Source organism: Nocardia sp. FBN12 (assembly GCF_054031145.1).
This window is the reverse complement of record NZ_CM132926.1, coordinates 6,783,938-6,807,168: the sequence shown is the minus strand read 5'-3', so window position 1 is coordinate 6,807,168 and position 23,231 is coordinate 6,783,938. Positions and strand designations below refer to the sequence as shown.

Sequence of the window (23,231 nt, the reverse complement as noted above, 5' to 3'; positions counted from 1 at the left end):
CACCTCACCCATCACCGAAACTTGTTGTCCCGCAGCGGGGCCCCGTGCCGTGAGCACGCGGCTCACGCCACCGGGGCGCGCAGCTCTCCGAGTACGAGCACTACCTCGGCCGCACCCGGATTGCCCGGCGCGGCATCGTCGGCGATCAGGGCCTGCAGGTCGCCGAGCTCGGCGGTGTCGAGCGCCTCGATCCCCGCTCGATCACCGAACAAGTGGGTCACCCATTCCTCGGCCAGCGCCGCCGACGCATCCGCGACGCCGGGCACCAGCACCATCGACGCGCCCGCGACACCTGCGGCCACCGGCTCGACCAGCGCCGTGAAGCTGTCGACGGAGCCATGGCCGAAGGTCCGTGCTTCGAAGGTGAGGTCGGTGTCGGTGCGGACTCGCGCCCCCGCCGTGGCGAGTTCGTCGTAGTTGCAGGTGCGGTCGGCGCCGACGAAGGCCGGGTCCGTGCCACGCAGGGCTCGGGTGCGGTCGGCGTAGGTGACCGGGCGGGCGGATTGGGTCGACAACTCGGTCTTGATCGCCGGGTCGTCGAGGGAGATCCAGTCGACGCCGCCAGGTTCACCGACGGTGATGCCCAGCTTCGCGGCGGGTTCGGTCCGCGATTCGGTGCCGGTCACCGGAACCACGGCCGCGCCCGCCTTGAGGATCGCCCAGACCGCGATGACCCACTCGACGCCGCGCGGAAGGTCGACGGCCACACCGTCTCCCGGGCCGAAGCCGCGACCGATCAGCAGCCGCGACAGGCGCGCGGAGCGGGCGTCGAGCTGCTCGTAGGTCAGCGCGTCGTCGCCCCAGACGAGGGCAGGGCCGTCGGGGTCGTCCTCGGCGGCGGCCGTGAAAGCCTGCGCGAGGGTGGTGCCGCCCGAAGGAGCGCTCGGTGCGGGAGCCTGGGCCGCGCCGGCGAGCAGCCGGGCCCGTTCGGACTCGTCGAGGATGTCGATATCGCCGATCCGGATCTGCGGGTCGGCGGCGACGGCGGTCAGGATGCGAGCGAAACGGGCCCCGATACTGCGCACAGTGGCCTCGTCGAACAGGTCAGTCGCGTAGTTGAACAGGGTCACCAGTTCGTCGGGCTCGCCGGCGGCGGTGAAGCGCGGTTCGACGTCGACCTGCAGGTCGAACTTCGCCGCGACCGCGGTGTCGAGAGCGTTCACGGTGAGACCGGGCAGTTCGAGCGCGGCCGCCTCGTTGTTGCTGAAGGTGAGTGCCACCTGGAACAGCGGGCTCTGCGCACTGCCCCGGCCCGGCGCGACAACCTCGGCGACTCGCTCGAACGGCAGGTCGGCATTGGCGAACGCGCCGAGGTCGGTCTCGCGCGCCACGTCGACGGCCTCGTCGAAGGACGCGGCCGGATCGAGAATGGTGCGCAGCGTCAGGGTGTTGACGAACATGCCGACCAGCTCGTCGAGCGCCCGCTCGCCACGACCGGCGACCGCGGTACCGATGGCGATGTCGGAGGTGCCCGACAACCGGCCGAGCAGCACGGCCAGCGCCGCGTGCACAACCATGAACAGCGACGACTTGTGTTCACGCGCGAGGTTGTTCAGCGCGGTGTGCACGTCGGCGGGCAAGCGCAGCTCGGCGGTGGCGCCGCGCAGGGTCGGCACCGAGGGCCGCGGGCGGTCCTGCGGCAGCTCCAAAAGCGCTGGCACGTCAGCCAACTGATCGCGCCAGTAGTCGAGCTGCGCGGCGGCCAGCGATTCCGGCTGCTCGTCGTCCCCGACAACCGCCCGTTGCCACAGCGCGAAGTCCGCGTACTGCACCTCCAGCGGCGCCCACGCCGGGCTCTGCCGCGCCGCACGCGCGACATAGGCGGTCATCAGATCGCGGGCCAGCGGCGCCAGCGACGCACCGTCGGCCGAAATATGGTGCACCACAACAACAAGCAGCCAGTCGGCCGAAGTCCCGTCGGTGAGCAACCGCGCACGCAGCGGCACCTCACGGGTTACGTCGAAGCCTGTGCCAGCCAATTCGGCCGCCCGAGTGAGGATGTCGGAGGTCGACTCGACCTGAAGCCCGCCGGGCAGCGCCTCGGCCACGGACAGAATTTCCTGGACGGGCATACCATCGGCCACGGCCTCGCCCGGAGCGCCGGCGCGACCGGCGTCGATCCGGGCAACGCCGCCACCGGCCACCGGGAAGAAGGTGCGCAGGGACTCGTGTCGGCCGAGCACGTCGGCAACCGCGGCGTCGAGTGCGGCCACATCGAGTTCGCCGGTGAGGCGGATGGCGAAGGGGATGTTGTAGGAGGCCGAAGTGGGGTCGACCTGGTTGACCACCCACATGCGCTGCTGGGCCAGCGACAGCGGAATGCGTAGCGGGCGTTCGGTGGCGACCAGCGGCGGGCGGGCGGCGGTACCGCTCGCACCGCCGATGCGCGCGGCCAGCGCCGACACTGTGGGCGTCTCGAACAGGTCGCGGATCGCGAGCTGGGCGTCGAGGGCCTCGTTGATACGGGCGATCGCGCGGGTGGCGAGCAGCGAGTTGCCGCCGAGGGCGAAGTAGTCGTCGTCGGCGCCGACCCGGGCCATGCCGAGCAGTTCCGCGAAGACCCCGGCGACGATCTCCTCCGCGGGGGTGGCGGGCGCGCGGAACTCGCCCGCGGTGAAGGCGGGAGCGGGCAGCGCTTTGCGGTCGAGCTTGCCGCTCGGGTTCAGCGGGAAGCTGTCCAGCACTGTCACGACGGTCGGAACCATGTAGGCGGGCAACGATTCCGCGACAGCTGTCCGCAGCGCCGCGGGGTCGGGCTGCTCGCCGGGGCGCGCCACCACATACGCGACCAGATGCTGGCCCGATGCGGTGTCGAGCACCAGTGCCACGGCCTGGCTGATCGCATCCCGCGCGAGCAGCGCGGTCTCGATCTCGCCGAGCTCGATGCGCTGACCACGGAACTTCACCTGGAAGTCGGTGCGGCCCAGGTATTCCAGCGCGGGCTCGGCCGACGATCCACCCCAGCGGACGAGGTCACCGGAGCGGTACATCCGCGCGCCGGGCTCGAAGGGGTTGGCGACGAACCGATCCGCGGTGAGACCGGGGCGGGCGACATAGCCGCGCGCGAGCTGGTCACCGGCCAGGTACAGCTCGCCGACCACTCCGGCGGGCACCGCACGCAGCCGCGAATCCAGCACGTAGACACGGGTATTCCACTCCGGGACACCCATCGGCACCGAACCGCGATCGGAATCGACTGCGGGCCAGCGCGTCACGGTGACGGCGGCCTCGGTAGGTCCGTACAGGTTGTGCACACGCGCCGCGGAAACGCGGGCCACGTCGGCCACTGTCTCGGTGGGCAGCGCCTCACCGGCGGCGAACACCGCACGCAGACTCGGAATCGAGCCTGCGGTGGTGTGCGCGGCGAACACCGAGAGCATCGACGGCACGAAGTCGGTGAGCGTGATGCCCTGCGCCGCGATCGTTTCGGCGAGATACACCGGGTCTCGGTGTCCGTCGTGGGTCGACACGACCAGCTTCGCACCGGTCCGCAGCGGCAGGAAGTAGCCCCACAGCGACACGTCGAACGTGGCGGGCGTCTTCTGCAGGTACACATCCGACGGGCCGATCCCGTACTCGGCGCCCATGTAGACCATCTGGTTGACGATCGCCGCGTGCGATACCGCCACACCCTTGGGCCGCCCGGTGGAACCGGAGGTGAAGATGACATAGGCCGGGTTCGCCGGCAGCACCGGCCGCGACAACTCGAGCGGAGCAGCCGAGAACTCTTCGAGCGCAACGGAATCCACCAGGATCACCGGCACGCCGACCGGCACCTCGACGGCATCGGAGGTGGTGCTCAGGACAGCAGCTGGCGCCGCGGTATCGAGAATGTGCGCGATGCGATCTGCCGGATGGTCCGGATCGATCGGCACATACGCTCCACCAGCGGTGACGATCGCGTACATCCCGACCACCAGGTCCAGCGAACGGCGCATCGCGAGCCCGACCAATGATTCGGGTCCGACACCCTGCGCCACCAGCAACCGCGCGAGCCGGTTGACCCGCTCGTCGAACTCCCGATAGGTTAGCTCGGCACCCTCGTAGGCGACGGCGACAGCGGCGGGGAACTCCGCGACGGCACGCCGATAGCCATCGAGCAGCAGCTCCGGCGCGAGTTCGTGGCGAGTGTCGTTCCACTGCACCAGAATTCGATCCAGCTCGGCGGGCTCCAAGAGCTCGATCGCACCGAGCGGCCGAGCCGGGGCGGCAACGATCGCCGCCAGCAGCCGCTGGAACCGGTCGGCGAATCCGGCGATGGTGTCGGCGTCGAACAGGTCGGTCGCGTAGGTGAGCCCGACCGCGATGCCGTGCGGGGCACCGTGGCGATCGGTGTCCTCCACCATCTCGAACTGCAGGTCGAACTTGGCGAACGGCATGGTCAGCTCGACGCCGGAGACGGTCATCCCGGGCAGCTCGAGGGCCGTGCGCGCCATGTTCTGGAAGGCGAGCATCACCTGGAACAGCGGGTGCCGCGCGGTCGAACGGGCCGGGTCGAGCAGCTCGACCAACCGCTCGAACGGCACGTCGGCGTGGCCGAAGGCGGCCACATCGACCGCCCGGGTCCGGGAGAGCAACTCTTCGAAGCTCGCCGCGGGGTCGACCTCGGTGCGCAACACGAGCGTGTTGACGAACATGCCGATCAGATCGTCGAGCGCGGCGTCACCGCGTCCCGCGACCGGCGTGCCGATGGCGATATCGGTACTGCCGGACAGCCTGGCCAGCAGCGCCGACAGCGCGGCATGCACAACCATGAACAAGGTCGAATTGTGGGTGCGCGCAAGCTGATCCAGCCCCGCGTGCACCTCGGCCGGAATGCGGAAGTCCAGGCTCGCACCACGGTAGGAGGCAGTAGCGGGCCGCGGCCGGTCGATGGGCAGCTCGAGCTGATCGGGCACCCCGGCGAGCTGGGTGCGCCAGAACTCGATCTGCTGGGCCAGGATCGACTCCGGGTCGTCCTCGGTACCGAGCACCGCACGCTGCCAGAGCGTGAAATCGGCGTACTGGACAGCCAAGGCTGGCCAGCCGGGCGCAGAACCCGCGCTGCGCTGCACGTAGGCCGTCATCAGATCGCGGGTGAGTGGACCCATCGACACACCGTCACCGGCGATGTGGTGCATCACGCAGACCAGCACATGCTCGGTCGCGCTCAGCCGCAGCAGCCGCAACCGCAGCGGCGGGGCCACGGTGACATCGAAGCCCGCACCGGCGGTCTCGGTGACCAGGGCGGCGATCGCGTCCTCGCCGATGTCGTCCACCGCGAGCGCGGGCACAGCGCGCGGGTCCGACAGCGGCAGCACGAGCTGCGTGCCGACCCCGTCGACCGGCGGATACATCGTGCGCAGCACCTCGTGGCGGGCCACCAGATCGGTGACCGCGACGCGCAACGCCTCGACATCCAACACACCCGACAGGCGCACCGCGATCGGCATGTTGTTCACGGCGCTGGCCGGATCGAACTGGTTGAGGAACCACATCCGCTGCTGGGCGAACGACAGCGGGATCGAATCGGGGCGCTGCTGGGCGACCAGCTCCTGGCCCGAACCGGTGCCGATATGGCGTTCGACGCGTTCGGCCAGCCCGGAAACGGTGCTGACCTCGAACAGCACCTGCACCGGAATCCTGGTGTCGAGCGCGGCGCCGATGCGCGTGGCGGCCTGGGCGGCCAGCAGCGAGTTGCCGCCGAGCTCGAAGAAGTCGTCGTCGGCGCCGACCCGGATCTCTTCCGGCGCACCGGCGGTCAGCAGTTCGGCGAAGACGTCCGCCACCACCTGCTGCACCGGGGTGACGGGCGCACGGAACTCGCGGACCGCGAAAACAGGTTCCGGCAAGGCCTTTCGATCCAGCTTGCCCACCGGCGTCAGCGGGATCCGGTCCAGGACCATGATCGCGGCCGGAATCATGTAGCCGGGCAACGATTCCGCGAGGAACGCGTCGAGCGCGGCCACATCCACGGGGGCGCCGGCACGTGGCATCACATACGAAACCAGTGCTGTCACACCGGAAGGCAGGGTCTTGCCGAGGGTGGCCGCGAAGTCGATATCGGGGTGCGCGGTGAGCGCGTTGTCGATCTCACCGAGCTCGATCCGGAAGCCGCGGATCTTCACCTGGAAGTCCGAGCGCCCCATGTACTCGATGACGCCGTCACCGGATTCGCTGCGCCGCACCAGGTCTCCGGTGCGGTACAAGCGGGCGTTCGCGTCACCGGATTCGGCACCGAAGGGGCTGGCGACGAAACGCTCCGCGGTCAGCGCGGGGCGGTTCAGATAGCCCTGCGCCAGCGCGGGACCCGACAGATACAACTCACCGATCACACCCGAGGGCACCGGCCGCAGCCGGGAATCCAGCACGAACGCGCCGACACCGGCGATCGCGGCACCGATCGTCACCGGCGCGGCCGGATCCATCGGCGCGGTGCTGGTGGCGAGAATGGTGGCCTCGGTGGGGCCGTAACCGTTGTAGAACTCCCGCTCGCCGACGGCCCAGCGCCCGACCAGTTCCGGACCGAACTTGTCACCCGCGACGACCACTACCTGGAGATCGTCCAGATCGGCCGGGTCGACCGATTCCAGCGCACCCGGAGTGATGAGCATGTGCGAAACCTGTTCGCGGCGCAGCAGATCCGCGAGTTCGAAGCCACCGAACACCCCGGGCGGCGCGATCACCAGGGTGGCGCCCGCGGAGAAGGTGAGCAGCAGTTCGAGCACCGACACGTCGAAGTTCGGCGAGCACACGTGCAGCACACGCGAGTCGGCGGCGACGCGGTAGTGCGCGCGCTCGGCGGCGACCAGACCGGCCAGACCGGTGTGGGTCACCACGACGCCCTTCGGCTTGCCGGTGGAGCCCGAGGTGTAGATGACGTAGGCCGGGTGCCGCTCATCGAGGGTGCGGATCCGGTCGGTGTAGGAGATCGGGTGCGCGGGCTCGGCCGCGATCCGGGTGGCCGTCTCGGCGTCGTCGAGCTCGAGCCAGGTCAGGGCCGTACCGAGGATCTCGCGATGGGTGGCGGTGGTGAGCCCGAGGACCGCGCCGGAATCGGACACGATGTGCGCGATGCGGTCGGCCGGGTAGTTCGGGTCGACCGGGACGTAGGCGGCGCCGGTCTTGGCGATCGCCCACACGGCCAGCACGGATTCGATCGAGCGGGCGATACCGATGGCGACCACGTCGCCGGGGCCGATGCCGCGGGCGATCAGCGCACGGGCCAGCTGCGAGGACTGCTGGTCGAACTCGGAGTAGGTGAGCTGACGCTGATCGGCGGGGTCACCGGACGGGTTGAACCGAACCGCGACCCGATCGGCGGCCGATTCGACGGCCCCCGTCAGCAACTGCCCGAATGTCGGACTGCTCGACCGGCGACGGCGGTTACCGCGGGCAGAACGACGGGCAGTTTCCATTCGAGTTCATTCACCTCTCACATCGAGCCTGCCCGTGCGGCTGCCGCATCGTGCAGATCGAGCCATCATATAGACCGACGACATAATGTCCGAGTCGTGTGCCCCCAGTGCTCGGGGCCAAGAGGACTATCGGCCCGGCCCAGGAACGTGTTGCCCCCACCAACAGCAAAGTGACGGGGCTCATAAGAGCCACCGTCACTCACTAACGCTGTCAGAGCAAACCGCGAACCCCGACCCTTAGGGAGGGGCGCCGCGCAGCGGCGGTTCGCGGCCTTCCCGTCGATCAGGCGCCGTTGCGTAGGCGACGAAGGAGCAAGCAACGGTGCCTGATCGACGGGACACCCGTGGCCGCGAACTCGAGCGCGCCAGCGCTCCAGATAATCAGTGCGCGGAAGGGCCCCACTCGAGCGGGACACCCTTGGAGGCGAGGTACGGAATCGGGTCCATCTTGCCGCCGCCCTGATCCCAGATCTCGAGGTGCAGGTGCGGGCCGGTGGACTGGCCGCGGTTGCCGACGGTCGCGATGACCTGGCCCGCGTTGACCCGCTGGCCCTCGCTGACCAGCATCTCGTTGACGTGGCCGTAGACGCCGGTGGTGCCGTCGTCGTGCAGCACGCGCACCCACAGGCCGAAGCCCGACGCCGGGCCCGCCTCGATGACGGTGCCGCTGGACACGGACTTGATCGGGGCGCCGATCGAGTCGGCGAAGTCGAGGCCGTAGTGCATGGCACCCCAGCGGGCGCCGAAGCCGGAGCTGATCGGACCCGCGACCGGGCGGGTGGCCTGCGGCGGCGCGACCTGATGCTGAATGCCCTGCAGGATGTCCTCGACCTGGCCGAGCGGGCCGGAGATCTCGGGGGGCAGGTTGCCGATGCCGAAGGGCGCGGCCACGGGGGCGGCGATCGGCGCGGCGACCGCGTCTACCGGCGCCGGAGTCTCGACGTGCGCGGAGACCTGCTGCGCGGCGACGAGGTCGACGTCCTGGCGGGCGGACTCGGGAACGACCGATTCCTCGACGCTGTCGTCGTGGGTCGGCAGCAGCGGCGCGGCGAAAGCCAGGGCGGGGGCGATCTGGGCGGTGACGCCGACCAGGGCGCCCGCGGCGACCGCGGCACTCGCGGCGACTCGCACCCGATCGGTGCGCGAGGCCTCGGCGCGGTGCCTGCTCCTGCTCGGGCTCCGGCCATCCGCGTGCGCAAGCAGGTCCTGCACGGAGATGGATTCGGGACCCACACGGTGCTGCGACAAGATCTCGTCCTAGCGTCCGACAACAAGGAAACGAAACCGGTCTGCGACCGGCCCGGAGACCACCTGGGTGTTCTCCACTGCCGAACTATGTGTAACGGTTCGGCATACGTTGTGACGGGAACACTACCCGGCCGTGACCATTCCGCAACCTTGCGTTGCGAAGTCGCAGGTAGATGGCGTGTCACACAGTAACGATCACCGTGTCGAACCCATCACACGCGCCGTCAGGTGGCCTGAACACGGCCTCGACCGACCACACTCGACCCATGGTGATCGAGACCTTGACCGTCCCCATCGTCGCCGCGCCCATGGCAGGCGGCCCGTCCACACCCGAACTGGTGGTCGCCGTCGCGGCCGCGGGCGGGTTCGGCCAGCTCGCCGCCGGCTACCTCGGCACCGAGGCGCTCGCAGCGCAGATCGAGGCGACGCGAGCGGCCACCACAGCGCCGTTCGGCGTGAACCTGTTCGCACCGGGAGCAGTGGCCGATCCGTCCGCGTACGCGACCTACCTCGCCGAACTCGGCGCCGAATTCCCACTCGGCACCCCCGAACACGACACCGACGGCTGGGCCGACAAGCTCGATCTCCTGGTCGCCGATCCGGTGGCGGTGGTCTCGACGACCTTCGGCTGCCCCACCGCGGTGGAGGTGGACCGGCTGCACGCGGTCGGTTCGGAGGTGTGGGTGACGGTCACCTCCCCCGACGAGGCACTGATCGCCGTCGACGCGGGCGCCGACGTGTTGATCGCCCAGGGTGCCGAGGCGGGCGGGCACCGCGCGAGCTTCCTCGACGACCCCGCCGGCGATCCGATCGACCCACCCGGCCTGCTGACCCTGATCCAGCTGCTCACCGCCGTCACCTCCCGCCCGCTCGTCGCGACGGGTGGGATCGCGACGGGTGCGGGCGTGGCCGGCGTGCTGGCGGCCGGGGCATCGGCGGCGCAGATCGGGACCGCGCTGCTGCGCTGCCCGGAGGCGGGCACCAATGCCGTGCACCGCGGCGCGATCGGGACGCCGGAACCGACGATGCTCACGCGCGCCTTCACCGGACGCCGCGCTCGCGGGATCCGCAACCGTTTCCTCGTCGAACACACCGCCGACGCGCCGGCCGCCTACCCCGAAATCCATTACGCCACCGCCCCGTTGCGGGCCGCCGCGCGCGCGGGTGGCAACACCGACGAAGTGAATCTGTGGGCGGGGCAAGCTCATTCGCTGAGCACCGGGCAACCGGCAGGCGAACTCGTCGCCGACCTGGCCTCGGACGCGAAAAGCGCACTCCGAAAAGCACTTTCGGAACGAATCCAGGGTTATTGACAACCGATTTCGTTTAGACTCGACCTGGCATCGCATCCCGCCGACCACCCCCAAGCAGGAGGAGAGCGCCATGTCCCTCGATGTTCCCGCCGCACTACTCGAACGCGCCGAGCAGGGCGATATCGACGACGCCGAATTCGTCGAATGTGTCCGTACCTCATTGCCTTACGCATGGGAGGTGGTGAGCCGGGTCGCGGACGACCTGCGCACCGGCACCGACGAATACGCCGACAACCGGGTACCGCCGCCGGACGAGGTGGCCCGCGGCCAGCTGCTGCGTGCCCTGGCCTCCGACGCCATTCGCGGTGGCCTGGAACGGCACTTCGGTGTGAAGCTGGCTTTTCAGAACTGCCATCGGGTCGCGGCGTTCCCGCTGTCGGCCGTCGGCGGGGAGACCTACACCCGCTACATCAGCCCCCGCGCCCAGCTCTTGAACCAGAGCCCCGAGCTCCGGAACTGCTGAGTTCTTGGCGGCTGGCGCCGCGGTTCGCGGCCCTTCGGGCCCCGATTCTTCCCTCCCGGCGGGCACTCCTTCGTCGCACCCTCTGGTCAGTCCAGAATCGGGCGGGCCGCGAATAACGTAGCTCGCAGTACAAAAGGGCGGGCGTGGAAGCGATTCCACGCCCGCCTTTCGCTGTCTTACACCGTGACTACGTCCAGTTCGCCCTCGGCGTACTGGGCGCGCAGACGCTTCTTGTCGAACTTGCCGACGCTGGTCTTCGGGACCTCGGCGATGAAGGTCCAGCGCTCGGGCAGCTGCCACTTGGCGAACTTGTCGGCCAGGTAGTCGCGCAGTTCGGCGGCCTCGGCAGCGGCGCCTTCGGCGAGCACGATGGCGACCAGCGGGCGCTCGTCCCACTTCTCGTCCGGCACGCCGATGACCGCGGCCTCGGCGACGGCCGCGTGGCCCATCACCGCGTTCTCCAGGTCCACCGAGGAGATCCACTCGCCACCGGACTTGATGACGTCCTTGGAGCGGTCGACCAGGGTGAGGTAGCCGTTGGGGCTGATCTTGCCGACATCGCCGGTACGCAGCCACCCGTCGTCGAACTTGTCCGGGTCGATGTCAGCGCCGGTGGGCGAGTAGTAGGAGCCGGTGATCCACGCGCCGCGGACCTCGAGCTCGCCGAGCGACTCACCGTCGTTCGGGACGACCTTGCCGTCGTCGCCGACGAGCCGGGCCTCGACGTTGGCCGGGAAACGACCCTGGGTGTAGCGGTAGGTCCAGGCCTCTTCGCCCTCGACGCCGGCGGGCGGGTGCCCGACGCTGCCCAGCGGGGAGGTCTCGGTCATGCCCCACGCGTGCAGGATGCGCACGCCGTGCTTCTCCTCGAAGGCGCGCATCATCGCGGGCGGCACCGCGGAGCCACCGACTACCGCGGTGCGCAGGTGCGAAATGTCCTGCGGTGCCGCCGAAAGCGCGGCAAGCACGCCACCCCAGATGGTGGGCACGGCGGCGGCGAAGGTCGGCTTCTCGGCGGCCATCATCTCCAGCAGCGGGCCGGGCTGCAGGAAACGGTCCGGCATCAGCACGTTGGCGCCCGACATCAGCGCCGCGTACGGCAGGCCCCACGCGTTGGCGTGGAACAGCGGCACGATCGCCAGCACGTAGTCCGAGCCCTGGAAACCCATGCCGTTGGGCGAGTTCACCTGCATGGCGTGCAGCCAGTTGGAGCGGTGCGAGTAGACGACGCCCTTCGGGTCGCCGGTGGTGCCGGAGGTGTAACACATCGCGGCGGCGGAGCGTTCGTCGACGACCGGGAAGTCGAAGTCGGCGGACTGGGCGTCGAGCAGCTCGCGGTACGAGTGCACGGCGACACCCTCGGGCGCGGTGAGCGCGGCGGCATCACCGTTGACGACGATCACGTGCTTCACGGTCTTCAGGTTCGGCAGGTACTGCGCGAACAGCGGCAGCAGCGTGCCGTCGACGAGCACGACCTTGTCCTCGGCGTGATTGGCGACGAACACCAACTGCTCGGGGAAGAGCCGGATGTTGAGCGCGTGCAGCACCGCGCCCATCGCGGGCACCGCGATGTAAGCGACCATGTGCTCGTTGTTGTTCCACATGAAGGTGCCGACGCGGTCACCTTCTTCGATGCCGAGACCACGCAGCGCGTTGGCCAGCCGAGCCGAATCGGCGCCCAGCTCGCGGTAGGTCATGGTGCGAACACCGTCACCGGTCCACGTGGACACTGTCGAATCGCCCTGGAAAGTAGCGGCATAGTTGAGCAGTTTGGCCAGCGAGAGCTGGTCGTCCTGCATGGTGCTCAGCATCGGTGCTCCTTCAAGTCCCTGCCGTGGCATGAGCCACGTCACAACGGATGCTACCGAAAGGTTTGAGGCTCGCAATCGTTTCCTCCGACAACATTCCTGCAGGTCGAATCGTCATCGCGAACCAGGCGGCTCCGCGTGCGGCGGCTGACCATCAGGACCGCTATGGTGCGACGGCACGCCAGGACCGGCGTGTTCGGCGTTGTGTACCGCGTCCACGACCAGGCTGCGGACGTGATCGTTGTCGAGGCTGTAGTAGATGGTGGTCCCCTCGCGACGGGTGCGCACGAGCCGCGCCATGCGCAATTTCGCCAGGTGCTGGGACACCGAGGGGCCCGGCTTGCCGACTCGGCTCGCCAATTCGTTCACCGAGAGTTCTTCCTCGGCCAGCGCCCAGAGGACCTGGACCCTGGTCGGGTCGGCCAGCATCCGGAACACCTCGACCACCAACCCCACCTGGTCCTCGGCAAGGGGCGAACGAGCATCTGCGTTCATACGCAGATAATAGAGCCGCGAGTGTTCGCCTCGCCACAGTCGGCGATGTGAACGGCAGTTACTGTGACGAGCATGGCTGTTGACCGGATGCTGCCCACCGACGAGGCGCGCGACCTGATCGAACTGACCCGCGATATCGCCGACAAGGTGCTGGAGCCGAGGGTCGCCGAGAGCGAGAAGACCGGCGTCTTTCCCGACGGCGTTTTCCCCGCGCTCGGTGCGGCCGGGCTGCTGAGCCTGCCTTACCCGGAGGAATTCGGTGGTGGCGCGCAGCCCTATGAGGTGTACCTGCAGGTGCTCGAGGAGATCGCGAGCCGTTGGGCGGCTGTCGCTGTCGCCGTGAGCGTGCACGGTCTGTCGTGCCATCCGCTGTTCACCTACGGCACCGACGAACAGAAGCAGCAGTGGCTCGAGGGCATGCTGTCGGGCGAAACGATCGGCGCCTACAGCCTTTCCGAAGCGCACGCCGGTTCCGACGCGGCCGCGCTGCGCTGCCGGGCCACCCCCGTCGACGGCGGCTACAACCTCAACGGCACCAAGGCCTGGATCACCAACGGCGGTCGCGCCGACTTCTACACGCTGTTCGCCCGCACCGGCGAGGGTTCGCGTGGCATCTCCTGCTTCCTGGTCCCCGCGGACACCGAGGGCCTGAGCTTCGGCAAGCCCGAGGAGAAGATGGGCCTGCGCGGCATCCCCACCACCACCGCCGCCTACGACGATGCCTTCCTGCCCACCGAGCGTCGCATCGGCGAAGAGGGACAGGGACTTTCGATCGCGTTCAGCGCGCTCGACGCGGGCCGCCTCGGCATTGCCGCCGTCGCGACCGGTGTCGCCCAGCGCGCCCTCGACGAAGCGGTCGCCTACGCCAAGGAGCGAGAAGCCTTCGGCCGCAAGATCATCGACCACCAGGGCCTCGGCTTCGTCCTCGCCGACATGGCCGCCGCCGTCGACACCGCCCGCGCCACCTACCTCGACGCCGCCCGCCGCCGCGACGCGGGCCTGCCGTATTCGCGCCAGGCCTCGGTCGCCAAACTGGTCGCCACCGACGCGGCCATGAAGGTGACCACCGACGCGGTCCAGGTCTTCGGCGGCTACGGCTACACCCAGGACTTCCCCGTCGAGCGCTACATGCGCGAAGCGAAAGTCATGCAGATCTTCGAAGGAACGAACCAGATCCAGCGCCTGGTCATCGCCCGCCACCTCGCCGGTAGCTAATAGGCAACGCGCTGATCAACGCCGGTCAATGCGTTTGGGCAACCGATCAGTAAACTGGATGACATCTCGACACCTCGACGAAATGAGGCGCGCGATGCTCTGGTGGTTGATCGTGATCGTGGTTGTGTGCGTCGTTGCTCTGTTGTACCTGCGTGCCGAACAGAACAAGCGGAACGCGCGCGAGCTCGAGGAGGCGCAGGCCGACGCGAGGGTGACGATCGAGCGACTCGGCGGGCAGGTCTACCAGCTCTCACCCCGCAACGAAGCCGCCCGCCAGGCCCTGGCCGACGCCTCCGAGCGATACAACGCCGCAGGCGGCCAGATCGACCGCGCGGGCTCCCCCACCCAAGCCCGGCTCGCCAAGCAATCCGCACTGGAAGGCCTCTACTACATCCGGGCCGCCCGAATCGCGATGGACATGGACCCCGGCCCCCCGATCCCCGCCATCGACGGCCAGGACATCGCCGGTCAGGTCGACGAACAGCGCACCGTCGCCCACAACGGCCGCGCCATCACCGCCTCCCCCGCCCCCTCCGCCGGCACCCCGAACTACTTCCCCGGCGGCCGCGTGGCAGGCCGCCCCGTCCCCGCGGGCTGGTACTCCGAGCCCTGGTGGAAGCCCGCACTGATCGCCGGAGCCTGGGGTGCGGGTTCGGCCCTGCTGTTCACGACGCTGTTCGCCGGAATGGGCGGGGTCGGCTACGACGCGCAGGCGTTCGAGGACGGTACCGGCGAAGCTGCCATTGATCCCGGCTATGACCAGGGCGGATTCGACCAAGGCGACAGCGGCACCGATTTCGGCGGCAGCGACGGTTACGACAGCGGGAGCGGCTTCGACAGCGGCGGCGGCGGTTTCGACGCCTTCTGACCCCAAGCCCACAGGCCTACGCCACCGAGCCCGCCCCCACGCTATACTCAGCTCGGCCAGCCGAGCCTGGCCACGCCTTCGTAGCTCAGGGGATAGAGCAACCCTCTCCTAAAGGGTAGGTCGCAGGTTCGAATCCTGCCGAGGGCACCACAACGACCGAGGCCCCACCCGTTTGTCCTAAAGGGCAGGTCGCAGGTTCGAATCCTGCCGAGGGCACCAGAGTTTCGCCTGGTGCGAGGAGGGATGACGATGTCGACTCCGTCAACGGAGTTCCCCCAACTGCCCCTTCGTATGACCTGGGCCGAGTTGAGCGCCCTGCCCCCTGACCAGTCGGAACGTATCGAACTGGTCAAAGGGCATCCGGTCTGGGTTCGTACCGGTCCGCCAGAGCACCAACGCTTCGCTACTCGCTTGCGCAACGCACTGGAGAACGCCGCGCGACGCAGCATGAAAGCCCGTCCTGGTGAATGCTGGCAGGTGGACACCGAAACCAATGTCTTCCTGAATCGCACCAAAGACGACTTCCTCACCCCGGATTTCATGGTCTACCACCGCCCCGACGAACCATGGACACCGATCTTCGCCGAGCACGTTGTCATCGTCGGCGAAGTACTTTCCCCGTCCAACCACATCGGTCAATTGCTGACAAAACAAGCGCGCTACGCCGAAGCCGGGATAGGCGAATATTGGGAGGTGCTGCTCGACCGGGAAGGCCGACGCATCGACACCGTCTTGACCTACGTTCTGGCGACGCCCACTGACCTGCCAGCAGGCGTCACTCCTCTGCGGCCGCGCCAATACGCCCTGGTCAGCGAATGGTCACCAACCGCCCATCCCGAAATCGAGCTGAGCCACCCGTTCCCTCTCACCCTCAGCTGGACCGACCTCGAATATTGAGCACACTCGCCCGTTTCGGTAGGCCACAGGTTCGCATCCTGCCGGGCGCAACCCACCGTCAGCAGACAGAGAGGTGCCGGGCAGACTCGATGAATCGTTCAGGATTCGACGCGCTGGGACTGCCTGGCCTGTGCCGCCGCGTCCAGGTATCTACCGAGCTCATCGGCTAGGACACGCTCGAATGCCCGATCCAAGCTGTCGCGGACAGCCTCGGTGCCGAGTTCGCGCCAATAATTGAGTGTGTGGGTCAGTGTGGCGATTTCGCTGTCGGATTCGGGGAGCCAGCCGACGCCGTGCTCACCGATAATGATGTCTCGAGCGGTACCGATCATCATGCTCGCGATTTCCTCGAGGCGCGCCGAGATCCGTGCGTGCATGTCGATCTGTGTCGACGTCGCGATTCCGTGTTTGTTCAGCTGGACGAACACGTCGATCAGGTTGGTTTGGAGCACTTCGATGGTGCCGGGTTCCGCACCCGGCTGCACCACACCCAACTCGATCAGCCGGTCGACCTCGGCGTTGGCGAGGGGCCCGTTTTCCGGATCGCCGACCATGGCTTCGAAGGTCTCGCGCGACATCGTCAGCTCTTCGTCGCGGTGACCCCAGGCTGCCGTCACCGCGCTCTGCAGGCCGAGGACCTCGGTGATGTCCTTGCCGGTCTCCCAGCTGGTGATGAAGTCGGCGATATGGGCGATGGTGAAACCACGCGTGAGCATGCGGTCGATGAGGCGCAGACGACCGAGGTGGGTGTCGTCGTAGATATTGGCTCTACCCTCGCGCCTGATCGGGGCGGGCAGCAGACCTCGCTCATGGTAGAGGCGTACATTGCGGCTGGTCGTGCCCGCCGCGCGGGAAAGTTCGTCGATGCGGTACTCGCTCACGTCATCACCTCGGTCGCCCTGTCCCTTATACCCACGTCGCCCCGATATGCCTGTGCCTCCGGCCCGCGTGACGGAACCGGAGGCACAAGCTATATATCGACATACCCTAGCCGAACGCAGGCATCCGGTTGATATCGCCGATCTCGGTGACCACACGCGAAGTAACGACGTAGTCGTCGAGGTCGAGTTCGTCGAGTTGACGCACGAACTGCGTGCCGAAGCCGGGATACATTGTCGCGTTGAACCCGTCTTCGGTGAGGTACCAGCTGCTACAGCCGGAATTCCAGGTCGTCGACGCCAAGCGCCGCTGCATTTCGATGTTGTACTCGTCTTGCCGCTGCTTGTCGACCTCGAGCGTGCGCAGGTCGCGGCGCAGCAGCAGGCCGATCGCCTCGGCGATGTACTCGATCTGGGCTTCCATGTACACCAGTGCCGAGTTGTGGCCCGGTCCGGAGTTGGGACCGAAGGTGAAGAACAGGTTCGGGTAACCCGCGACCGCCACGCTCTTGAACGCGTAGGAGCCGCGGCTCCATTCGTCGTCGAGTGTGCGGCCGCCGCGACCGGTGATCGGGATCGGTGCCCCGGATTTGGACACCTCGAATCCGGTCGCGAACACTATGCAGTCGGCACGATGCACGACGCCCTCGGCGGTGAGGATGCCCTCGGGGACGATCTTGACGATCGGCCAGTTGTTGAGCTGGCAGTTGTCCGCTTGCAGCGCCGGGTAGTAGTCGCTGCTCATCAACAGCCGTTTGCAGCCGGCCCGGAAGTCCGGGGTGAGCTGGCGACGCAGCCACGGGTCACGCACCTGTGCCCGCAGGTGCAGTTTGGCGACCCGCTCGACTACGCGGGTGAGCGGGCTCTCCCAGACAACACCGAGCGCGACGGTCTCATGTCCCCAGAACCACGCGCCACGCGCCAGCGACTGGGTGACCGGGAAGCGCTGGTACAGCTTCTTCGCCAGGCCGCTGGTTTCCCGGTTGACCCGCGGCAGGACCCAGCCGGGCGTGCGCTGATGGACCTTCACCGATGCGGCGGTCTTGACCATCTCGGGCACGATCTGCACGGCACTGGCGCCGGTGCCGACCACGGAAACCTTCTTGCCCGCGTAGTCGTAGTCGTGGTCCCAGCGGGCGCTGTGGACCTTCTTGCCCGCGAAGTCGTCGATGCCGGGGATGGCGGGGAAACTCGCGTTGGACAACGGTCCGGAGGCGACGATGACCGAGCGCGCCCGCAACAGCTTGTCGCGGCCCTCGATGGTGATCGACCACAGGCCTTCGGCCTCGTCGAACTCCAGGCCGGTGACATTCTGACCGAACCGGATGAAGGGGCGAACGCCATACGAATCGACCATGTTCTCGATGTAGTCGAGAATCTCACCACTGCCCGAATACGTCTTGGACCAGTCCGGGTTCGGCGCGAAGCTGTAGGAGTACAGCCGCGACGGAATATCGCATGCGGCGCCGGGGTAGGTGTTGTCGCGCCAGGTGCCGCCGACGCGGGTGTCACGCTCCAGAATCGCGAAGTCGTTCACGCCACGCTGACGCAACCGCAACGCGATACCGATGCCGGCGAAGCCCGCGCCGATGATCGCCACGTCCAGTGGCTTGACCACGGCGCTCATGCCGCGGGCTCGTAGGTGAGAGCCTTGGACCAGCTGGGGTTCCGCAGGAAGCGTTCAGGGAAGCGCGCAGTCACCTTGACCAGCGAGTCGGCGAGCAGGTGGTATTTGTGACCGCGGTCGATGACCCAGCGGCTGTGCATGCGCACGATCCGATACATCGGCACACGGTTCACGATCGGCGCCCGCTCGGCCACCGCGGCGAAGCGCTCCATCGCCGCGTACAGCCGCTCCTCGGACACACCCATGTCGACGACGTTGTCGCGCATCTTGTTCAGCAGTGGGACGTAGCTCAGCGTGCCGATGATCAGCGACGGCTTGGCCCAGCCACCGATGAAGTCGATGGCGAGCTTGCGCGTTGTCGCGTGTCCGAGCAGCTCCATCACCGCGTAATCGGTGGCCAGGTGCCGCGATTCGTCGGCGTTGATCTTCTTGAAGACTTGCTGGGCGACCGGGTCCTTGACCTCGTCGGTGATGAACTTGATCAACGCACCGTCGAGGGCGACCTCGAGCATCGGGATGACGGTACCGAGGAAGGACATCGACATGCCGTCGGCATACTTGTCCAGGAAGTCGATCACCAGCTTGACGTTGATGTTCGGCTCTGGCATCTCGTCACCGTCGAGCATCCCCCATCGGCGCATCAAGGCGAATTCGGCGTTCGCGTGCCGCTGCTCCTCGGCGTGGAAATACCGATAGATCTCGGCGAGCGTCTCGGTGGGCGCCTTCTTCGCCATCGCGGCGAAACCACGTGCACCGACGTTCTCGATCCACATCAGATCGGTGAGGAACGGCTTGAGCTTCGCGTGCAGTTCCGGGTCGATCATCTCGGCGCCGGGGGCGTCCCAGTCGATATCGGCCAGCGCCCATTGGCGGGCCTTGATCTTTGCCAGCATGTCATCGAAGTCGAACGACATCGTCAGACTCCCTTCTTGTCGAAATCGTCGGTGGTCTCGGTCGTGTCTTCCTGGGGCAGAAAGCGATTCAGCAATCCGAGAACGTTGGTGTAGGTCGCGGGGAAAGTCCGCTTGAGCTGCCAGATAAGCCGGGCATCCAGCTGGGGCAGCACATAGAGGCGGTTGCGGTCGAGCGCGTCGAGGGTGCCGGCGGCAACCCGCTCGGGTGCGAACCCGGTCAGCCGCATGAGGCCGTCGGCCAGGCGTGATGAGCCCGAGGTGATCCGGCCGTCGCTGACGACATTGGTCTTGACGAAGGTCGGGCACAGTACGGTCACCGCGACCCCGGTACCGGCGAATTCGGCGGACATGGTCTCCGACAGCGACAGCACACCTGCTTTGGAGGTGTTGTACACCGCCATCGCGGGTGCCGCGGTGAAGCCGGCCGCCGAGGCGACGTTGATGATGCCGCCACGGCCTGCCGCGCGAAGCTTGGGCGCGAAGATCTCACACCCGTGCACCACGCCCCACAGGTTGATGCCGAGCGCCCATTCCCAGTCGCCGAAGCCGATCTCACCGACGCGCTTGCCGCCGATACCGACACCAGCGTTGTTCACGACGACCGTCGGCGCACCGCCGAAGACCTCGTCGGCGAAGTCGGCGAGGCGCTGCACATCGGCTCGCTCGGAGACGTCGCAGAACATGGCGTGCGCGGGTCGCCCGTACCGCGCTTGGATCAGACGCACGGTCTCCTCAGCACGATCTTTGTCGATATCGGCGCAGACGACTTCGCCGCCGCGCGCCGCCAACTCCATCGCGAAGGCGCGGCCGATGCCGCTGCCCGCTCCCGTGACCACGGCCTTGGCGTCATAGCTGCGCTGCTGCCTGCCGAGAGCCTTCTGGAACGATTCCAGCAGATTCATACTCAACTCGCTTCCGCCGCAAGAAAATCCGCGGCCGAGAACGCATCGGTGACGAAGTCCGCGACATGTCGCAGCGCCGATGCGGCTTCGGGGACCATCAAAGGGAGGGCTTGAAAGACGTGAATGCGACCCGGCCACAGTTCCAGCCGACACGGTGTCGCGGCCGCCGCGGCCATCTCGGCAAGGTGGCGGGCGTCGTCGCTGAGCATCTCCTCGGCCGAGGCCTGGATGAACAGCGGCGGCAGTGCCGCATTCGGCGGAATCGACAGCTTCAATCGCGGTGATTGCGCCGGTTCGGGCTCGGTGTAGAGCCCGATCAACTTGCGCCCGGTCACGGCCGCTGCCATCGGGTCGGGCCGGTGGCGATCGAGCCGTTCGGCCATGGTGAGCGACAGGTCCATCAGCGGCGAGAACATGAAAGCGCCGACCGGTTGCGCTGTGTTCGAACGGTGGTTCTGCAAGAGCAGGTCGAGGGTGAGATGACAACCCGCGGAATCACCGCCGACGACGATGTCACCGGGCTGGTGCCCCTGGTCGAGCAGCCACTGGTAGCCGGCGGCGACATCGTCGGCCGCGGCCGGGAAACGATGCTCGGGCGCGAGCCGATAGTCCAGGACGAATACGGGCAGTCCCGTCACCTTCGACAGCCGAGACGCCAGGCCGCGATGCGTTCGCGCCGAGCAGACCACGTAGCCGCTGCCGTGAATGTAGTACATCACCCGAGATCCACTGGCCACACCGGCCGCCCGAATCATCTCGCCCCGAGTAGCGCCCGACTCAACCCGAGTGACTCGCGTTCCGGGTAGGACGGGGCCGCCGACAGCCATGACTGCCGCTATCAGGGCGCGACCCACACCGATTCCTACCTTGTTGCTGGGCAGCACGTTGTTTACCTGACGAATGCTCATTACCGACCCTGCCGCCGCGACCCGAGTTCTGACAGACGCGTCACGCGGTACCGGGCGGGTCAAAGTCGCCGTTGACTCTGTTCTCACCATGGACTTAGCATCAGTGACCAATGCGCCCTTTGTCAATGGCTCATTATCGAGTGACAATTAACCGGATGGTCGCCGATGGTGAAGATCTGCAAGTCAGGAGCTAGAAATGACCCGATCCGCGAACTCGACTCGCCCTGAACCCGCCAGCCCGGTAGTCCAGCTGACCGTTCACCAAGTGGTCCGCGAGACGGCCGATGCGGTAACCCTGGTCCTGAATTCGCCGACGGGAAACACGGTGCGCTACCGCGCAGGCCAGTTCCTGACTCTGCGCGTACCGGGACAGGACGGCCCGCTCGCTCGCTGCTACTCGCTGTCGAGTTCGCCCGCGGCAGACAATCTGCCCGCTGTCACGGTCAAACGAGTACGTGACGGCCGTGCGTCGAACTGGATCTGCGACAACGTCACCGCCGGAATGGTCCTCGACACGCTGCCACCCGCGGGCAACTTCGTGCCCCGCGACTGGGACGCGCCCTTCGTCCTGCTCGCAGCAGGCAGCGGGATCACCCCCGTCATGTCGATTCTGCGCACTGCCCTTGTCGCGCACCGGAATCCGATCACCCTGGTGTACGCCAACACCGACCGCGAATCGGTCATCTTCGACCGCGACCTCGCAGAGTTGGCGCAGCGCCATGCCGACCGGCTCACCGTCGTGCACTTGCTCGAAACCGAGCACGGTCTACCCGACGCCACACTGATCGCCTCAGCCATCGCGGATCCGACGGGCGCCCACGTCTACATCTGCGGGCCGGGCCCGTTCATGACCGTGGCCCGAGCAGCGGCCTCCAGCAAGGGAATCGACGAAGCTCGGATCCACAACGAGGTCTTCGTCTCGCTCGAGTCCGACGCGTTCGAGGCGCGCCCGGTGGTATCGAGCGCCGACGGCGATCAGGTCACCGCCACCGTCGAACTCGAAGGCGAAGAGCACACCATCGCCTGGCCCACGAGCACCGTCCTGCTCGACGTGTTGCTCGACAAAGGTCTCGATGCCCCTTACGTGTGTCGCGAAGGTACCTGCGGAGGTTGCGCCTACACCCTGCTCTCCGGCGAGGTCGAGATGCTCGACAACCAGACACTCGACGACTACGACCTCGCGCGTGGTAGCCGGTTGGCGTGCCAATCTCTACCGCGCAGCGAGCACCTCGACATCGCATTCGACATCTGACCAACACCCCGATGCCGGCACAGGTATCGCGGGTGAACCAGACTGCGAAATCGCTACAGCACAAGCCCGGAAGCCGACGCAGGTGTACGGCACAGCAAGGGGCACGTCTTCCCCTGCTCCTTACCAGTCGATCCCCTTGCGATCCCCCTTAGCCAGAAGGCGCTCACCGTTCACCGCAACGAACTTGCCGCAGACGAGCCCAAACGTCGCAGAAGCAGCGAAGGATTCACACAGCACCCGGATCCTCCGTCACATGCCCGATCGAGGTGGCGCCGGGAATCGGCAGAATTGCGCGGCCGTCGGGATCACTCCGCTGACGGCACCAAGGTGTTCTGCCGGGCCGCGGTCCACCACCGCCCGTCCTGCTTGACCAGGACGTAGAGCGCGACCATTGCCGGCTCGGGGTCGATCAGGCTGCCGTCGGCGGTGGTGGCGCGTGCCGTCTTGCGAGCGATAGCCACGTCTGGGCGCAAGAAAGTCACGTCGGCGATGTCGTATCGGACGTATTCATCCTTCAGGAATCCGGCCAACCCGCGCCTGTTCGCATCGAGCAGCGCGTCACGCCCGCTGATCAGCATGCCAACGGCATTGCCCACCACGGCATTCGCGGTGAACTGCGCGGTCATGAGTTCTGCGTCGTTGGTGTTGTACGCGGTCTGCGTGTCGGTGATGATCCGACGAATCGCGGCGATGTCGGCGGTGTGGTCCACGGTGTCGTCGTCGACGACCGGGGGCTGAATCATGTTCGTACTCATGAGAGAAACTCTCGACCCTCAACAATGGTTCAGGTCAAGAGCTGCGGTCAGGTCACTCCACGTCGAGGCCATCGAGTTGCTGTACTCCGATTTCGAGCACCCCACCGAAATGGAACCGTTCATCCCGTTCATGCCTGCACCAGCCGGTGCCACACCTGGCATGACGGGTCTCGAGGAGCGAGTATGTAAATACCTGACGCAGCGGTGGCAGTACTTCTGGGTCGATCGCGACCCGGAACGGCCGCGCGGGAACGAATAACCTGGTCGGACGGGTGGCTGCAGAGCTCCGCC

General features: G+C 67.3%; 17 protein-coding genes and 1 tRNA gene. 8 read left to right on the top strand and 10 right to left on the bottom strand.

Annotated features, from left to right (window positions below):
• Positions 1 to 62: 62 nt before the first annotated feature.
• A complete protein-coding gene (locus tag ACWZHB_RS32145; protein ID WP_427905469.1) occupies positions 63 to 7,397 on the bottom strand; it encodes an amino acid adenylation domain-containing protein in 7,335 nt (2,444 codons plus the stop codon).
• A 381-nt stretch (positions 7,398 to 7,778) separates the two neighbouring features.
• A complete protein-coding gene (locus tag ACWZHB_RS32140; RefSeq protein WP_427905468.1) occupies positions 7,779 to 8,645 on the bottom strand; it encodes a M23 family metallopeptidase in 867 nt (288 codons plus the stop codon).
• A gap of 266 nt (positions 8,646 to 8,911) precedes the next feature.
• Here ACWZHB_RS32140 and ACWZHB_RS32135 point away from each other — a divergent pair, with 266 nt between their 5' ends.
• Together ACWZHB_RS32135 and ACWZHB_RS32130 are read left to right on the top strand one after the other, a co-directional pair.
• Positions 8,912 to 9,958 (top strand): NAD(P)H-dependent flavin oxidoreductase, encoded by a 1,047-nt coding sequence (locus tag ACWZHB_RS32135; protein WP_427905467.1) that lies wholly within the window; start codon positions 8,912 to 8,914, stop codon positions 9,956 to 9,958.
• A 70-nt stretch (positions 9,959 to 10,028) separates the two neighbouring features.
• Entirely contained in the window at positions 10,029 to 10,421 is a 393-nt protein-coding gene (locus tag ACWZHB_RS32130) for an SCO5389 family protein (protein ID WP_062982488.1), read from the top strand.
• Positions 10,422 to 10,597: 176 nt separating this feature from the next.
• On the opposite strand, the gene ACWZHB_RS32125 is transcribed toward ACWZHB_RS32130, so the two are convergent.
• Both ACWZHB_RS32125 and ACWZHB_RS32120 read right to left on the bottom strand, forming a co-directional pair.
• The gene (locus ACWZHB_RS32125) at positions 10,598 to 12,232 is read right to left on the bottom strand and encodes a long-chain fatty acid--CoA ligase (RefSeq protein ID WP_427905466.1); all 1,635 of its coding nucleotides are present in this window, start codon (positions 12,230 to 12,232) and stop codon (positions 10,598 to 10,600) included.
• A gap of 111 nt (positions 12,233 to 12,343) precedes the next feature.
• Positions 12,344 to 12,724 (bottom strand): ArsR/SmtB family transcription factor, encoded by a 381-nt coding sequence (locus ACWZHB_RS32120; protein WP_427905465.1) that lies wholly within the window; start codon positions 12,722 to 12,724, stop codon positions 12,344 to 12,346.
• A gap of 72 nt (positions 12,725 to 12,796) precedes the next feature.
• Between ACWZHB_RS32120 and ACWZHB_RS32115 the strand changes: the two genes are divergently transcribed.
• The 4 genes from ACWZHB_RS32115 (at position 12,797) to ACWZHB_RS32100 (ending at position 15,704) form a co-directional block, all read left to right on the top strand.
• Positions 12,797 to 13,939 (top strand): acyl-CoA dehydrogenase family protein, encoded by a 1,143-nt coding sequence (locus ACWZHB_RS32115; protein ID WP_427905464.1) that lies wholly within the window; start codon positions 12,797 to 12,799, stop codon positions 13,937 to 13,939.
• Between the two features lie 94 nt (positions 13,940 to 14,033).
• Positions 14,034 to 14,807, top strand: coding sequence for a DUF1542 domain-containing protein (locus ACWZHB_RS32110; RefSeq protein ID WP_427905463.1), 774 nt, complete (start codon positions 14,034 to 14,036; stop codon positions 14,805 to 14,807).
• A gap of 74 nt (positions 14,808 to 14,881) precedes the next feature.
• Positions 14,882 to 14,957, top strand: a tRNA-Arg gene (locus tag ACWZHB_RS32105).
• A gap of 99 nt (positions 14,958 to 15,056) precedes the next feature.
• Positions 15,057 to 15,704 (top strand): Uma2 family endonuclease, encoded by a 648-nt coding sequence (locus ACWZHB_RS32100; protein WP_427905462.1) that lies wholly within the window; start codon positions 15,057 to 15,059, stop codon positions 15,702 to 15,704.
• Between the two features lie 98 nt (positions 15,705 to 15,802).
• On the opposite strand, the gene ACWZHB_RS32095 is transcribed toward ACWZHB_RS32100, so the two are convergent.
• The 5 genes from ACWZHB_RS32095 to ACWZHB_RS32075 form a co-directional block, all read right to left on the bottom strand.
• Positions 15,803 to 16,585, bottom strand: coding sequence for a MerR family transcriptional regulator (locus tag ACWZHB_RS32095; protein ID WP_427905461.1), 783 nt, complete (start codon positions 16,583 to 16,585; stop codon positions 15,803 to 15,805).
• A gap of 106 nt (positions 16,586 to 16,691) precedes the next feature.
• A complete protein-coding gene (locus ACWZHB_RS32090; protein WP_427905460.1) occupies positions 16,692 to 18,209 on the bottom strand; it encodes a flavin-containing monooxygenase in 1,518 nt (505 codons plus the stop codon).
• The gene (locus ACWZHB_RS32085) at positions 18,206 to 19,123 is read right to left on the bottom strand and encodes a ferritin-like domain-containing protein (RefSeq protein WP_427905459.1); all 918 of its coding nucleotides are present in this window, start codon (positions 19,121 to 19,123) and stop codon (positions 18,206 to 18,208) included. The genes ACWZHB_RS32090 and ACWZHB_RS32085 overlap by 4 nt, the downstream gene beginning before the upstream one ends.
• Before the next feature lie 2 nt (positions 19,124 to 19,125).
• Positions 19,126 to 20,025, bottom strand: a complete 900-nt coding sequence (locus ACWZHB_RS32080; protein ID WP_427905458.1) for an SDR family NAD(P)-dependent oxidoreductase — start codon at positions 20,023 to 20,025, stop codon at positions 19,126 to 19,128.
• 2 nt (positions 20,026 to 20,027) lie between these two features.
• Entirely contained in the window at positions 20,028 to 20,741 is a 714-nt protein-coding gene (locus ACWZHB_RS32075; protein WP_427909370.1) for an alpha/beta hydrolase, read from the bottom strand.
• Positions 20,742 to 21,129: 388 nt separating this feature from the next.
• On the opposite strand from ACWZHB_RS32075, the gene ACWZHB_RS32070 reads away from it, so the two are divergent.
• Entirely contained in the window at positions 21,130 to 22,185 is a 1,056-nt protein-coding gene (locus ACWZHB_RS32070) for a 2Fe-2S iron-sulfur cluster-binding protein (RefSeq protein ID WP_427905457.1), read from the top strand.
• A 305-nt stretch (positions 22,186 to 22,490) separates the two neighbouring features.
• Here the strand turns inward: ACWZHB_RS32070 and ACWZHB_RS32065 are convergent, their stop codons facing one another.
• Complete coding sequence (locus tag ACWZHB_RS32065; protein WP_427905456.1) at positions 22,491 to 22,940, bottom strand: SgcJ/EcaC family oxidoreductase; 450 nt, start codon at positions 22,938 to 22,940, stop codon at positions 22,491 to 22,493.
• On the opposite strand from ACWZHB_RS32065, the gene ACWZHB_RS32060 reads away from it, so the two are divergent.
• A complete protein-coding gene (locus tag ACWZHB_RS32060; protein ID WP_427905455.1) occupies positions 22,927 to 23,199 on the top strand; it encodes a DUF2247 family protein in 273 nt (90 codons plus the stop codon). The two genes, ACWZHB_RS32065 and ACWZHB_RS32060, sit on opposite strands and share 14 nt — an antisense overlap.
• Positions 23,200 to 23,231: the final 32 nt, after the last annotated feature.

Coding starts and splice junctions, on each gene's coding strand:
- ACWZHB_RS32145 (WP_427905469.1), bottom strand. CDS start 7,397: ATGGAAACTGCCCGTCGTTCTGCCCGCGGTAACCGCCGTCGCCGGTCG.
- ACWZHB_RS32135 (WP_427905467.1), top strand. CDS start 8,912: ATGGTGATCGAGACCTTGACCGTCCCCATCGTCGCCGCGCCCATGGCA.
- ACWZHB_RS32130 (WP_062982488.1), top strand. CDS start 10,029: ATGTCCCTCGATGTTCCCGCCGCACTACTCGAACGCGCCGAGCAGGGC.
- ACWZHB_RS32125 (WP_427905466.1), bottom strand. CDS start 12,232: ATGCTGAGCACCATGCAGGACGACCAGCTCTCGCTGGCCAAACTGCTC.
- ACWZHB_RS32120 (WP_427905465.1), bottom strand. CDS start 12,724: ATGAACGCAGATGCTCGTTCGCCCCTTGCCGAGGACCAGGTGGGGTTG.
- ACWZHB_RS32115 (WP_427905464.1), top strand. CDS start 12,797: ATGGCTGTTGACCGGATGCTGCCCACCGACGAGGCGCGCGACCTGATC.
- ACWZHB_RS32110 (WP_427905463.1), top strand. CDS start 14,034: ATGCTCTGGTGGTTGATCGTGATCGTGGTTGTGTGCGTCGTTGCTCTG.
- ACWZHB_RS32100 (WP_427905462.1), top strand. CDS start 15,057: ATGTCGACTCCGTCAACGGAGTTCCCCCAACTGCCCCTTCGTATGACC.
- ACWZHB_RS32090 (WP_427905460.1), bottom strand. CDS start 18,209: ATGAGCGCCGTGGTCAAGCCACTGGACGTGGCGATCATCGGCGCGGGC.
- ACWZHB_RS32085 (WP_427905459.1), bottom strand. CDS start 19,123: ATGTCGTTCGACTTCGATGACATGCTGGCAAAGATCAAGGCCCGCCAA.
- ACWZHB_RS32080 (WP_427905458.1), bottom strand. CDS start 20,025: ATGAATCTGCTGGAATCGTTCCAGAAGGCTCTCGGCAGGCAGCAGCGC.
- ACWZHB_RS32075 (WP_427909370.1), bottom strand. CDS start 20,741: ATGTACTACATTCACGGCAGCGGCTACGTGGTCTGCTCGGCGCGAACG.
- ACWZHB_RS32070 (WP_427905457.1), top strand. CDS start 21,130: ATGACCCGATCCGCGAACTCGACTCGCCCTGAACCCGCCAGCCCGGTA.
- ACWZHB_RS32060 (WP_427905455.1), top strand. CDS start 22,927: ATGTTCGTACTCATGAGAGAAACTCTCGACCCTCAACAATGGTTCAGG.
- ACWZHB_RS32065 (WP_427905456.1), bottom strand. CDS start 22,940: ATGAGTACGAACATGATTCAGCCCCCGGTCGTCGACGACGACACCGTG.